Raw genomic sequence first — 13,181 nt, forward strand, 5'->3', positions numbered from 1 at the left:
GTTTTATAAACAAAAATACCTAAGTCAAATTTTCCTTAAGTCAAATTCAGGCAAAAAATTGCCCAGACTTCCCAGATCGTTTGCAAACATTGCCCGAAAAGTGATTTATGCTAAAAGCCGGGCAAGAAGTTGCCCCAAATGCGCACTTGTTCTGAAAATTTTAGTTATTTACATGACAAATTGATGACATAAAACCATGGAGCCGATTAATTATAAAAAAATGAATGGTTTTTCCTATCAGTAACAGACTGAAACTATGCCCCAAAAAACCTCTCATACCGCCGTTAACAGAATACAGTCATCATCTCAACACGCTGTGCCAAGTAGGTTGAAGGGTTATACGCAGCACGGGTCGAGTTGGCATCGGTGGTTCTGGCAGTCGAACCAGGGCGTTTATAGCGTTTTTTACCACTGGTTCTGACGAACAAACAGTTCGTAACCTTTATCGGCGGGTTTTGCTTTCTGGACTTGTGCGGCAGATAACGGACGGGTAAGAATAGCCATAAAATCACTCCTTATATATCAGCGGAAAATGACAGTGATGGAGCAGCGCAATATTCTGTTTTCTGGAGCATTTTTCAGCCCGCACTCAAAATGGGCCTGCGGAATTCCCACCGTCGGAGACATAGGCCCATTCATAGGCCCATTTACTCCGATCCGGAAGGGCGCATACAGACGAAAAAAAACCGTATCCTATTGACAGTGATACGGTTTTTTTACTTCCCCGGACGCGATGAGACGTCCCAAGAATGTATGTTGGTGGGTCGTGCAGGATTCGAACCTGCGACCAATTGATTAAAAGTCAACTGCTCTACCGACTGAGCTAACGACCCGCAAAGCGGAACTACTGAAAAACTTACTGCTGAAATTGGTGGGTCGTGCAGGGTTACTCGGCCTGCGGCCTCGCCCCTTCGGGGTCAACGCTGACGCGTTGTTCAAAATCGATTACTCGATTTTGTCGAACCTTACGGTTCTCATCCTTTACGATTCAAAACCCATTTTCAAACTTGAAATTGGTGGGTCGTGCAGGATTCGAACCTGCGACCAATTGATTAAAAGTCAACTGCTCTACCGACTGAGCTAACGACCCGCAAAGCGGAACTGCTGAAAACTTACTGCTGAAATTGGTGGGTCGTGCAGGATTACTCGGCCTGCGGCCTCGCCCCTTCGGGGTCAACGCTGACGCGTTGCTGTCTCGCTTCGCTCGGCTCGAACCTGCGACCAATTGATTAAAAGTCAACTGCTCACCGCCTGAGTTAACGACCCAAATTTCATGCTGCTTTAGCGTTTCGTTCTTGCCTTGGCAACGGCGGCATATATTACTAATTTAAATTTTCAGCGCAACCTATTTTCCATAAAAACAGTTTGACTGCTTATTCTTAAGACGTTCAGGCACAAAAATTGCCCATAAAGAGCAACTTTTATGTCTGAAGAAAAGGGATCATGACGCAGATAGGCGTTTTTGAGCCAGCTTCGCGCTTTCAGTATTGGGATACATTTTGACGACCTGCTGGTAAACGGCTTTGGCTTTGTCAGCCTCTCCTTTTTCCTGCATGATCACCCCAACCTTCAGCAAGGCTTCCGCACTTTTAGGTGATTTAGGGTAGTTCTTTACTACATTAGCAAAGTAGTAGGCGGCATCATCTTTCTTACCCTTGTTGTAATTCAACTGCCCAAGCCAGTAATTGGCATTGGGTTGATACGTTGAATCCGGGTATTTCTTGACGAATCCCTGCAATGCGCTAATAGCCTGATCGTACTGTTTTTTCTCCAGTATCAAGGCAACCGCCGCATTGTAATCACTGTTTGCATCACCAGTGCTGGCCGATGATGCGCTATTACTATTCTCAGCCCCGGTATCAGCAGCAGGCTCACTCTGCGTTGCCGTTGCTGACGAGGACGGTGAACTCAATCCATCAATTTGCTGATAGATCTGTTTTTGACGCTCAACAACCTGATTCAACTGGTACTGACTTTCCTGAATCTGACCGCGCAAATTATCGATATCACGCTGCGTATCGGAAAGCTGTTGCTGAAGTTGAGTTAATAGCTGACTGTGAGCGTTGGAAATACGCTCCAATTGAGTGACCCGATCTTCTACCGAGCCAGAGCCGACATTACTGATTGGCGCAGCCTGGACAGTAGCGGCCCAGGGGGCCGCTACGCCAACCAATAACGACAGACCCAACAAGCGACGTCTGAAGTTACTGCTCATGCGATTCTCTTAATATACCAGAACGGCACGACGGTTTTTGGCATACGCCGCTTCGTCATGGCCCAGAACGGCAGGTTTTTCTTTACCGTAAGATACGATAGAGATTTGATCAGAAGAAACGCCTTTACCTTGCAGGTACATTTGTACCGCGTTAGCACGACGTTCACCCAGAGCAATGTTGTATTCCGGCGTACCACGTTCATCCGCATGACCTTCGATAGTCACTTTGTAAGACGGGTTACTACGCAGGAATGCCGCGTGCGAGTCCAACATTTGAGCAAAATCAGAGCGAATATCGTACTTGTCCAGATCGAAGTAAACGATATTGTTACGCTGTAATTCCTGCATTTGCAGACGAGCCTGCTCGGAAGAAGACATGTTGCCGTTTTCCATACCGTTGCTGCCAGCACCAATGGAAGATTGGTCGCTATCCGCATTTTTATTAGAACTACATGCGGCAACTGCCAGTACCGGCAGAGCCAACATTAGGCCTTTCAGCACTTTATTAAATTGCATCTCGTTATGTCCTTTAAATAGTTTATTGTACATATCTGCACTTATAGATACGGCGACCAGGCAGGGAATTTAACCTGTCCATCCGTCGCCGGAAGACGCGCTTTGAAACGCCCATCTGTCGAAACCAGCTGTAACACGGAACCCAACCCTTGTTTGGAGCTGTAGATCACCATGGTGCCATTAGGCGCGATACTTGGCGTTTCGTCCAGGAACGTGTCCGTTAATACTTGCACGGCGCCCGTTACCAGATCCTGTTTGGCAATATGCTGAACTCCACTATTGGATCCCACCATTACCAGAAATTTACCATCAGCGCTCACTTCAGAATCCTGATTTTGGGCACCTTCCCAAGTCAGACGTTGAGGCGAACCACCATTCACATTCGTTTTATAAACCTGAGGACGTCCAGCCTGATCCGAAGTATAAGCCAGGGTCTGGCTGTCCGGGAACCAGCTAGGTTCAGTGTTGTTGCTACGTCCATCTGTTACCTGACTAATTTGACCTGAACCCAGATTCATCACATACAGGTTCAGGCTACCGCTCTTAGACAACGCAAACGCCAGTTTGCTGCCATCCGGTGAAAACGAAGGCGCGCCGTTATGACGAGGGAATGATGCAACTTGTCTGATAGCGCCATTCGCCAACGTCTGGATAACCAGTGCTGAACGTCCGCTTTCAAAGGTCACATAGGCCAGTTTGCTACCATCCGGTGACCAGGCTGGAGACATCAGTGGTTCCGGAGAACGGTGAACCACAAACTGGTTATAACCATCATAGTCTGCTACGCGCAGCTCATAGGGGAACTGGCCGCCATTCGTTTGCACAACGTAGGCGATACGGGTACGGAATGCGCCTTTGATGCCGCTCAATTTTTCAAAAACTTCATCACTGGCGGTATGTGCGGCATAACGCAACCATTGTTTCGTCACTTTGAACTGGTTCTGCGCCAATACGCTCCCTGGATTACCTGAAGTATCAACCAGTTGGTAAGAAATAACATAGCTTCCATCCGCACTGGGTTGTACCTGACCGATAACCACGGCATCAATACCGAGAGCCGTCCAGGCGGCGGACGTCACTTCGGATGCGGTGGCAGGCTGCTGAGGCATACGGCTGGCATCAATGGGGTTAAACTTACCACTGTTACGTAAATCAGCGCCCACAATACCAGCGATATCTTCAGGCGCTGCACCGGGTCCCACCCATTTAAACGGCACGACGCCAATCGGGCGTGCAGAGTCTACCCCTTGAGTAATCTCAATACGGACTTCTGCGTGCAGCACTGCTGTCCACAGCATTAAAAAACTTAATGCGACTTTAAATACCTGCTTCATTTAATCTCCCATATCCAGACGCAGCGTCTGCGATAAATATACCCTTCATCTTTCAAGCTGCAGGTGTGTTGGCTGCCCTCTCTCACCCCAGTCACTTACTAATGTAAGCTCATGGGGATTCATTCGGTTGCCGCCTTCCTGCACCTCGAAATATATTGGCTATAGCAGAATTTTAACAAAAACAAACCAATGTCAACGAAACACCATAACCTGGTTCATTTACCATAGTAATAATCTTAAACCTATATCGGTAAACAACCCGGTTACTGCGGTTTAAAGTCTATCGGTGCATTTTTGAACGCCTCATACACATCCGAACTTGGCGGCTTCGGAATTCTGGCCTGTTTCGCTGCGGCGATCGCGGCCTGGCATAAAGCAGGATCGCCACCTTCAGCATTAACATCAATCAGCAAGCCATCTGGCGCAAGTTTAATACGTAATGTGCAGGTGCGCCCTTTATAGAGCTGCCAGTCATAAAATTTGCTTTGGATCGCCGACCGCACCTGACTACCATAGCTATCAAGCGCCGCGCCTGATGCGCCGCTTGTCTTACTGTTTCCTGCACCTGCTGGCGCACCACCACCTGACTTGGGCGCATTTTTTGATGATGCCAACCCGCCCAGTAAATCATCAACTGCGTTGTCCTGTTTAGCCGCTTGTGCAGCCGCTTTCTTTTTATCATCCGCTGCTTTTTTAGCAACGGCGGCAGCTTCCGCTTTCTTAGCGGCCTCAGCTTCTGCTTTTTGTTTAGCCGCTTGCGCGGCCGCTTTTTGTTTTGCCGCCTCAGCCTGTTTCGCTGCTTCAGCAGCTTTCGCCTTTGCCTCGTCTTCCGCTTGTTTCTTCGCGGCGGCAGCGGCCTGGGCTTGCTTCTGCATCTCTTCTTCGGCTTTTTTCTTCGCATCTGCCGCGGCTTTCGCCTGTTGCTCTGCTTCGGCCTTCGCTTTAGCCGCCGCCGCTTCGGCCTGTTTCTGCTGTTCTTTCGCCTGTTGCGCAGCCTCTTCTGCCTGCTTACGTTGTTGAGCCTGTTCCTGCGCCTGCTGTTTAGCCTCTTCCTGTGCCTGTAAACGTTCTTTTTCTAACTCTTTCAGCCGCTGCTGTTCCGCCGCCTGTTTCTGCTGTAATTCTTCGGCCTGTTGCTCCGCCTGCCTTTTACGCAATTCCTCTGAACGCTTCGCATCAATTTGTTGCTGTTGCTGACGATTATATTGCTCGGCAACAGCACTTGGATCGACCATGACGGCATCGATTGATGAGCCGCCACCGCCGCCACTGGCATCCATCGTTTGCGTGAATGAACTCCAGATCAGCAAAGCAATCAGTATGACATGCAGAACAGCCGAAATAATAACGGCGCGTTTCAGCTTATCGTTTTGTTCGGTTGCCTTTAGCACAATCGATTCCCAAAAACAGTATTGCCAACAATATGCCCAACGATCATTACGCTGATTCGCTCATTCAGATCGGTTGTGTCATTAGCCCCACGGATTTGACTCCGGCCTGATGCAACAGGTTCAGTGCTTTAATGATTTCATCATAAGGAACATCTTTTGCGCCGCCAATCAAAAACACCGCTTTAGGATTTGCAGCCAGACGTGCCTGAGCTTCAGCAACAATCTGTTCCGCCGGAAGCTGTTCCATCCGGTTCTGTTCAATCACCAGGCTATATTGACCTACGCCTGACACTTCGACGATCACCGGAGGATTATCATTACTGGAAACTGTCTTTGAATCCGTGGCATCCGGTAAATCAACTTCAACGCTCTGCGTGATAATAGGTGCCGTTGCCATGAAAATCAGCAGCAGCACTAATAGCACGTCCAGCAATGGAACAATGTTGATCTCGGATTTCAGTTCACGACGGCCTCTGCGTACTCGTGCCATGATCCCCCCTGATTATTTGCTGTTATCGCTGGAGAACGCCTGACGATGCAGAATGGCGATGAACTCTTCCATAAAGTTGTCGTAGTTCTGCTCCAGCTTGTTCACCCGCTGATTAAGGCGGTTATACGCCATAACCGCAGGGATCGCCGCGAACAGACCAATAGCCGTTGCAATCAGGGCTTCAGCGATACCCGGCGCAACCATTTGCAGCGTTGCCTGTTTCACCGCGCCTAAGGCGATGAACGCGTGCATAATCCCCCAAACAGTACCAAACAGGCCGATATAAGGGCTGATGGAGCCAACCGTTCCCAAAAACGGGATATGCGTCTCCAACGTTTCCAGCTCACGATTCATAGAAATACGCATCGCCCGTGATGCCCCTTCCACCACCGCTTCTGGCGCATGGCTGTTGGCGCGATGCAAACGAGCAAATTCTTTGAAACCGGAATAGAAGATTTGTTCTGTCCCGGTCAGGCTATCACGACGGGTCTGGCTTTCCTGATACAGACGAGACAGCTCAATACCTGACCAAAATTTATCTTCGAACGCTTCGGCATCCCGCGTGGCCGAATTCAGAATTCGGGTACGCTGGATGATGATCGCCCAGGAAGCAATGGAAAAACAGATTAAAATCAGCATGATTAGTTTGACCAGAAGGCTTGCCTTCAGGAACAAATCAAGAATGTTCATGTCAGTCACTGCTTAAACTCCGCGACAATAGACTTAGGAAGCGCGATTGGCTTCATTTGATGTGGATCGATACATGCGATCAAAACGTTAGCATGGCTCAATAAGCTGTCATGTGAATTTAGAATGCGCTGTGAGAAAGTCAGAGAAGCGCCACGTATCGAAATGATTTCGCTTTGCACCTCCAACAGATCGTCAAGGCGCGCCGGGGCAAGATACTCCACCGTCATTCGGCGAACAGCGAAAGCAACATGTTCATTCATTAAGGCTTGCTGGTGAAAATTGTGTTCACGTAACATTTCTGTTCTCGCCCGTTCATAAAAGGCGACATAACGTGCGTGATAAACAATACCACCTGCATCAGTGTCTTCAAAGTAGACCCGAACTGGCCAGCGGAACAACGTATTACTCACTCTACATCCCGGAAATGCAATAAACATTGTTACTATACGCAAGAGAATTGAGGTTTGGAATGGATTGCAACAGCGGAAAGAAAATAATTATGGGTTGCAGGCAACCCATAACCAAATGGAATAGACGGCATTCTAGCTGAAGAAGTAATACAAACCGAGGGCCAGGATCACAAAAGCAGGAAGAGGGCTGAAAAAAGCGCGCCAGAGCAGCCGTTGAGGGCAGAAACCAACGCCATGTACAACCCCGGTGCAAACGGCCCAAATCAGCAACAGCCCCTGCCATATCGATAATTCGCTGGTTCTTGCCGCAAAGCGAGTTGGATCCCAGAAAACACATCCTGCCGCCGCCAGCGCCATGATAAGGGAAAGAGCCCGGAGCGGGCTCTTATCCATCAGGCGATACAGCTTATCGACCAGATCACTCATTGAGTTTTATCTTCAGTCGCGCTACTTGCCTCGCTCTGCTCAAGCGCCAGGGCGGTAATAATCCCCAGTGAACAAGCAAGAAGCGTTCCGAGTATCCAGGCAAAATACCACATAAATTAAGCTCCTTACTTAGTACATCGAATGGGTGTTTTGCTCAATCTGTTCTTTGGTAATCCGTCCGAACATTTTGTAGTAACACCACGCGGTATAAGAAAGCACAATCGGGACGAAGATAATCGCAACCACTGTCATCACTTTCAGTGTCAACAGGCTTGAGGTCGCATCCCACATGGTCAGGCTGACGTTTGGCACGGTGACCGACGGCATAATGAAGGGGAACATCGCTACTCCCGCTGTCAGAATCACGCACGCGATGGTCAATGAAGAGAACAGGAACGCACACGCGCCTTTCTCCATCCGGGCCATAATGATAGTCAGCACGGGTAATACCACGCCCAATAACGGAATCGCCCACAGCACAGGATGATTGTTGAAGTTAATCAACCAGGCGCCCGCCTGATGCGCAACTTCTTTATGCAGCGGGTTAGACTCAGCCGCCGTATTCATAACCGAAGTCACGACATAACCATCAATGCCGTAAACCACCCAGACACCAGCCAGTGCGAAAGTCACCATCATTATCAGAGCCGAAATCTGTGCAGCAGACTTGGCGCGCACGTGCAGATCGCCAGTCGTGCGCATCATCAGATAAGTTGCCCCCTGCGCCACAATCATCGTCAGACTGACCACACCGGTTAGCAACCCAAACGGGTTCAGAAGCTGGAAGAAGTTACCGGTATAGTACAGGCGCAGATATTCATCGACATGGAATGGCACGCCCTGTAACAGGTTACCAAAGGCCACGCCAATCACTACCGGCGGAACAAAGCTACCGATGAAGATGCCCCAGTCCCACATACCACGCCAGCGTGGATTTTCGATTTTTGAGCGATAGTCAAAACCGACAGGGCGGAAGAACAGTGATGCCAACACCAGGATCATCGCAATATAAAAACCGGAAAACGCGGCGGCATAGACCATCGGCCAGGCGGCAAACAGCGCGCCGCCAGCCGTAATCAGCCACACCTGATTTCCATCCCAGTGCGGAGCAATACTGTTGATCATCACACGGCGCTCGGTATCGCCCCGGCCCATCAGCCGAACCAACACACCTACCCCCATGTCAAAACCATCGGTGATGGCAAAACCAATCAGCAGAACGCCGATCAACAGCCACCAGATAAAACGCAATACTTCATATTCAAACATAGTGGACTCCTGTTTACCGTGCTTCCTGCGCGACCGCTATGGGCTGTTCAAAGTGGTAACGCCCTGTTTTCAGGCTGCTTGGCCCCAGGCGTGCGTATTTGAACATCAGATACATTTCTGCGATCAGGAATAGCGTATACAGACCACAAATCAGCGCCATAGAGAACAGGATATCCCCTGCGGTCAGTGATGAAGTGGCGACCGCCGTCGGTAGTATTTCACCGATAGCCCAGGGTTGACGGCCATACTCGGCAACGAACCAACCCGCTTCTACGGCAATCCACGGCAGAGGGATACCGTACAACGCGGCACGGAGCAGCCATTTTTTCTCGCCGATTTTTCCACGCAGCACCGTCCAGAAAGAGAGACCAATGATCAGCAACATCAATACACCGCACGCCACCATGATGCGGAAAGAGAAATACAGCGGTGCAACGCGTGGAATGGAATCCTTCGTCGCCTGCTGAATTTGCGCTTCGGTCGCATCAGAAACCTTCGGCGTATAACGTTTCAGCAGCAGACCGTATCCCAAATCCTGTTTGGACTGGTTAAATGCCTCTTTAACCGCAGGATCGGTGTTGCCGGCACGGAGTTCTTCCAGCAACTGATAGGCCTTCATACCGTTACGGATACGCACCTGATGCATTTCCATCAGCTCTTTCAGGCCGGTCACTTGTTTATCGGTAGAGCGCGTGACAATTAAGCCCAGAATATAAGGGATGCGGATGGCATAGTTGTTTTCCATATTATCCTGATTAGGCAAACCAATCAGCGTAAAGGAAGCCGGTGCCGGCTGGGTTTCCCATTCGGCTTCAATGGCGGCCAGTTTGGTTTTCTGCACATCGCCCAGTTCATAGCCTGATTCATCACCCAGTACGATAACGGACAGAACAGAAGCCAGGCCGAAACTCGCTGCAATGGCGAAAGAACGCTTGGCGAAAGCAATATCGCGGCCTTTCAGCAGGTAGTAGGAACTGATCCCCAGAATGAACATGGCGCCAGTGGTATAGCCCGCTGCAACAGTGTGAACGAATTTCACCTGCGCAACCGGGTTCAACACCAGATCGGCAAAGCTCACCATTTCCATACGCATGGTTTCAAAGTTGAAATCAGAGGCGACAGGGTTTTGCATCCAGCCATTTGCCACCAGAATCCACAGCGCAGAGAAGTTGGAGCCCAGTGCGACCAGCCAGGTAACCGCCATGTGCTGAACTTTGCCCAAACGATCCCAGCCGAAAAAGAACAGGCCAACAAAGGTGGATTCAAGGAAGAACGCCATCAGGCCTTCGATGGCCAGCGGAGCACCAAAAATATCCCCGACATAATGCGAGAAATATGACCAGTTGGTGCCAAACTGGAACTCCATCGTCAGCCCGGTGGCAACGCCCAGGGCAAAGTTAATTGCAAATAACTTGCCCCAGAATTTGGTCATATCTTTGTAGATTTGTTTGCCTGACAGCACATATACCGTTTCCATAATCGCCAGCAAAAACGCCATCCCCAGCGTTAATGGCACGAATAGAAAATGGTACATTGCGGTTAAGGCAAACTGTAAGCGCGACAGTTCGACTATATCAAACATCTTGACTCCTTGCTCCTCGCAGGAAGGTTTTAGCTTGCAGAACCTAACAAGCCACTAAACACCCGTCAGTAAACACCCAAAAGAACACAACAATAAATTGCTTCAGCGCAGGCTTTAACAAACGCCGATATATAACCCGGCGAATCCAACAGCAAGCCAAAGAAAAATCACAACTTTTACAACTACCGTATCCTAAGACAACGTATCGGTATATTACGCCTGTAATCCCCCACAATAAATAGGTTTTTACGTGACTCAGCTTGGGTTTTTGGTTTCAAATCAACTTCCCAATAAATTCAACGCCGTCAATAATTGACCTGGCTCAATTTAATCGTATTTCTTGAAATATATCCATAGACAGATTTTGATCTAAAACAAATTAACTATTTTTTTGTTAATGCCAGTTTATGTTAATTTCACATTCATACACATTGTTAATGCAATGTAGATTTATAGTTTAAATTAAAATTAATTCGGTAATATATTTTTTACTTTAATAGTGAAAATTCATCCTGAATGGTGTTCACCACTCTTCCTCCTTTTTGGATAATGCACTCTGTTTTATAGACGATAATGAAGTATTTTTATTGTTGGTATGTTGTTATGGAAAATTAACAACAACCATTACACATTAGAACTGGCTGAATACATTTATTTTTCTCTACAAAAAAAGGCCACGCAACGGTGGCCAAACATGTCGAACGTTAAATCGTGTTATTTTCGCATCAGCGGGAAAGCACCGCTTTTACCGCCTCGCCGATGTCAGCCAGACTGCGTACCGTTTTTACACCGGCAGCTTCCAAAGCAGCAAACTTATCATCGGCAGTGCCTTTACCACCGGCGATAATCGCCCCGGCATGTCCCATACGCTTACCTTTAGGTGCGGTTACGCCCGCAATGTAGCTGACGACGGGTTTAGTCACGTGATCTTTGATGTAGGCAGCGGCCTCTTCTTCAGCCGTACCGCCTATCTCACCGATCATAACAATCGCTTCAGTCTGCGGATCCTGCTCAAAAAGAGCCAGAATATCAATGAAGTTAGCGCCGGGGATGGGATCACCGCCGATACCCACACAGCTGGATTGCCCCAGGCCGATATCGGTGGTCTGTTTTACTGCTTCATAAGTCAGGGTGCCGGAACGGGAAACGATCCCCACTTTGCCCGGCAGATGGATGTGGCCCGGCATAATGCCTATCTTACACTCACCGGGCGTAATGACTCCTGGGCAGTTCGGGCCGATCATCCGTACACCGCTCTGCTCCAGCTTCACCTTGACTGTCAGCATGTCCAGCGTCGGAATGCCTTCGGTAATACAAATAATCAATTCAATACCGGCATCAATGGCTTCCAGAATTGAATCTTTGCAAAAGGGGGCGGGTACGTAGATAACCGATGAAGTCGCACCGGTTGCATCAATGGCTTCGCGCACGGTATTAAACACCGGCAGCCCCAGATGTTCAGTACCGCCTTTACCCGGCGTTACGCCACCCACCATCTGTGTACCGTAAGCAAGCGCTTGCTCTGAGTGGAATGTCCCCTGACTGCCGGTAAAACCCTGGCAGATAACTTTGGTATTTTTATCGATCAGAATGGACATTATTTATCCCCCGTGGCTGCAACAACTTGCTGTGCCGCATCCGTCAGGCTGGTCGCAGCAATAATATTCAGGCCGCTGTCCGCCAGCTTCCTGGCGCCCAATTCTGCGTTGTTCCCTTCCAGACGAACCACTACCGGTACGTTAACACCCACTTCAGCGACAGCGCCGATAATACCGTCAGCGATCAAATCGCAACGCACGATACCACCGAAGATATTGACCAATACGGCTTTGACTTTGTCATCAGAAAGGATGATTTTGAACGCCTCTGTCACACGCTCTTTGGTTGCGCCGCCCCCCACATCAAGGAAGTTGGCCGGCGTTCCGCCGTGCAACTTGACGATGTCCATCGTACCCATTGCCAGACCGGCGCCATTCACCATACAACCAATGTTGCCGTCCAATGCCACATAGTTGAGTTCCCACTGAGCGGCATGTGCTTCACGGGAATCTTCCTGACTTGGGTCACGCATTTCACGCAGCTCAGGTTGACGGAACAATGCGTTGCCGTCAGCCGCCAACTTACCGTCCAGACAAATCAAATCGCCCTGTTTGGTGATAACCAGCGGGTTGATTTCCACCAGCGCCAAATCGCGCTCCAGGAACATGGTTGCCAGGCCCATGAAAATTTTGGTGAACTGCGCGACCTGCTTACCGCTTAAGCCTAATTTAAAGGCCAGTTCGCGCCCCTGATACGGCTGCGGCCCGGTCAGCGGATCCAGCGCGGCTTTATAAATCAGCTCCGGGGTTTCCTCAGCGACTTTTTCAATCTCTACGCCGCCCTCCGTTGACGCCATGAACACCACACGACGGCTGCCACGGTCGACAACGGCTCCCAGATAGAGTTCTTTATCAATATCGGTCGCCGCTTCCACCAGAATCTGATGAACGGGTTGCCCCAGTGCGTCGGTTTGATACGTGATCAGATTTTTACCCAGCCAACTTTCAGCAAACGCACGGATATCTTCTTTATTACCAACAACTTTTACACCGCCTGCTTTACCACGGCCACCGGCGTGAACCTGACATTTAACCACCCACGGGCCAGCGCCAATTTTCGATGCTGCTTCTTCCGCTTCGCGCGGCGTAGTACAGGCATAACCGACGGGGGCCGGTAACCCATATCGAGCAAATAGTTGTTTTGCCTGATACTCATGTAGATTCATGATGTTCTATCCGTCTAAGTTTATAGATAAGTCAATGACTCTCTTATATTTTTTAGAATGCCGCAAACTGAACGGTCTGCACAGCACATATGCG

14 protein-coding genes, 3 tRNA genes and 1 other RNA gene are annotated in these 13,181 nt (G+C 49.3%); 1 reads left to right on the forward strand and 17 read right to left on the reverse strand.

Annotated elements, in window-relative coordinates:
• Window positions 1–184: hypothetical protein (locus tag BIY29_RS20390; RefSeq protein ID WP_205680322.1), on the forward strand; the 184-nt coding region annotated here is incomplete at its 5' end.
• 573 nt (window positions 185–757) lie between these two features.
• Here BIY29_RS20390 and BIY29_RS09650 read toward each other — a convergent pair.
• The 17 genes from BIY29_RS09650 to sucC all read right to left on the reverse strand — a co-directional run bounded on the left by BIY29_RS09650 (window position 758) and on the right by sucC (window position 13,087).
• A tRNA-Lys gene (locus BIY29_RS09650) sits at window positions 758–833 on the reverse strand.
• Window positions 834–869: 36 nt separating this feature from the next.
• A non-coding RNA gene (locus tag BIY29_RS09655) (RtT sRNA) lies at window positions 870–999 on the reverse strand.
• A 15-nt stretch (window positions 1,000–1,014) separates the two neighbouring features.
• Window positions 1,015–1,090 (reverse strand) — tRNA-Lys (locus BIY29_RS09660).
• Window positions 1,091–1,125: 35 nt separating this feature from the next.
• Window positions 1,126–1,266, reverse strand: a tRNA-Lys gene (locus BIY29_RS20205).
• Window positions 1,267–1,441: 175 nt separating this feature from the next.
• Window positions 1,442–2,215, reverse strand: coding sequence for a cell division protein CpoB (gene cpoB / locus BIY29_RS09670; protein WP_121574923.1), 774 nt, complete (start codon window positions 2,213–2,215; stop codon window positions 1,442–1,444).
• 9 nt (window positions 2,216–2,224) lie between these two features.
• Window positions 2,225–2,731: a peptidoglycan-associated lipoprotein Pal gene (gene pal / locus BIY29_RS09675; protein ID WP_121574924.1), complete on the reverse strand. Its 507-nt coding sequence runs from the start codon at window positions 2,729–2,731 to the stop codon at window positions 2,225–2,227.
• A 41-nt stretch (window positions 2,732–2,772) separates the two neighbouring features.
• Window positions 2,773–4,065 (reverse strand): Tol-Pal system beta propeller repeat protein TolB, encoded by a 1,293-nt coding sequence (gene tolB, locus BIY29_RS09680; protein WP_121574925.1) that lies wholly within the window; start codon window positions 4,063–4,065, stop codon window positions 2,773–2,775.
• Window positions 4,066–4,328: 263 nt separating this feature from the next.
• On the reverse strand, window positions 4,329–5,456 hold the full coding sequence (gene tolA / locus BIY29_RS09685) for a cell envelope integrity protein TolA (protein WP_121574926.1): 1,128 nt from the start codon (window positions 5,454–5,456) through the stop codon (window positions 4,329–4,331).
• Between the two features lie 64 nt (window positions 5,457–5,520).
• Window positions 5,521–5,946 (reverse strand): colicin uptake protein TolR, encoded by a 426-nt coding sequence (tolR, locus tag BIY29_RS09690; RefSeq protein ID WP_121574927.1) that lies wholly within the window; start codon window positions 5,944–5,946, stop codon window positions 5,521–5,523.
• 12 nt (window positions 5,947–5,958) lie between these two features.
• Window positions 5,959–6,645 (reverse strand): Tol-Pal system protein TolQ, encoded by a 687-nt coding sequence (gene tolQ / locus BIY29_RS09695; RefSeq protein WP_121574928.1) that lies wholly within the window; start codon window positions 6,643–6,645, stop codon window positions 5,959–5,961.
• Window positions 6,642–7,046, reverse strand: a complete 405-nt coding sequence (gene ybgC, locus BIY29_RS09700; RefSeq protein WP_121574929.1) for a tol-pal system-associated acyl-CoA thioesterase — start codon at window positions 7,044–7,046, stop codon at window positions 6,642–6,644. Before ybgC ends, tolQ begins: the two co-directional genes overlap by 4 nt.
• A gap of 132 nt (window positions 7,047–7,178) precedes the next feature.
• Window positions 7,179–7,472: a cyd operon protein YbgE gene (gene ybgE / locus BIY29_RS09705; protein ID WP_121574930.1), complete on the reverse strand. Its 294-nt coding sequence runs from the start codon at window positions 7,470–7,472 to the stop codon at window positions 7,179–7,181.
• Window positions 7,469–7,585 carry a cytochrome bd-I oxidase subunit CydX gene (cydX, locus tag BIY29_RS09710; RefSeq protein ID WP_121574931.1) on the reverse strand — a complete coding sequence of 39 codons (117 nt, stop codon included), beginning with the start codon at window positions 7,583–7,585 and terminating at the stop codon, window positions 7,469–7,471. The genes ybgE and cydX overlap by 4 nt, the downstream gene beginning before the upstream one ends.
• 16 nt (window positions 7,586–7,601) lie before the next feature.
• Window positions 7,602–8,741 carry a cytochrome d ubiquinol oxidase subunit II gene (gene cydB / locus BIY29_RS09715; protein ID WP_121574932.1) on the reverse strand — a complete coding sequence of 380 codons (1,140 nt, stop codon included), beginning with the start codon at window positions 8,739–8,741 and terminating at the stop codon, window positions 7,602–7,604.
• A 13-nt stretch (window positions 8,742–8,754) separates the two neighbouring features.
• On the reverse strand, window positions 8,755–10,323 hold the full coding sequence (gene cydA, locus BIY29_RS09720) for a cytochrome ubiquinol oxidase subunit I (RefSeq protein ID WP_121574933.1): 1,569 nt from the start codon (window positions 10,321–10,323) through the stop codon (window positions 8,755–8,757).
• A 725-nt stretch (window positions 10,324–11,048) separates the two neighbouring features.
• On the reverse strand, window positions 11,049–11,921 hold the full coding sequence (gene sucD, locus BIY29_RS09725; RefSeq protein ID WP_121574934.1) for a succinate--CoA ligase subunit alpha: 873 nt from the start codon (window positions 11,919–11,921) through the stop codon (window positions 11,049–11,051).
• Window positions 11,921–13,087 (reverse strand): ADP-forming succinate--CoA ligase subunit beta, encoded by a 1,167-nt coding sequence (gene sucC / locus BIY29_RS09730; RefSeq protein ID WP_121574935.1) that lies wholly within the window; start codon window positions 13,085–13,087, stop codon window positions 11,921–11,923. The genes sucD and sucC overlap by 1 nt, the downstream gene beginning before the upstream one ends.
• Between the last annotated feature and the right edge of the window lie 94 nt (window positions 13,088–13,181).

The organism is Brenneria alni (genome assembly GCF_003666245.1).
GTDB classification, from domain to species: Bacteria; Pseudomonadota; Gammaproteobacteria; order Enterobacterales; family Enterobacteriaceae; genus Brenneria; species Brenneria alni.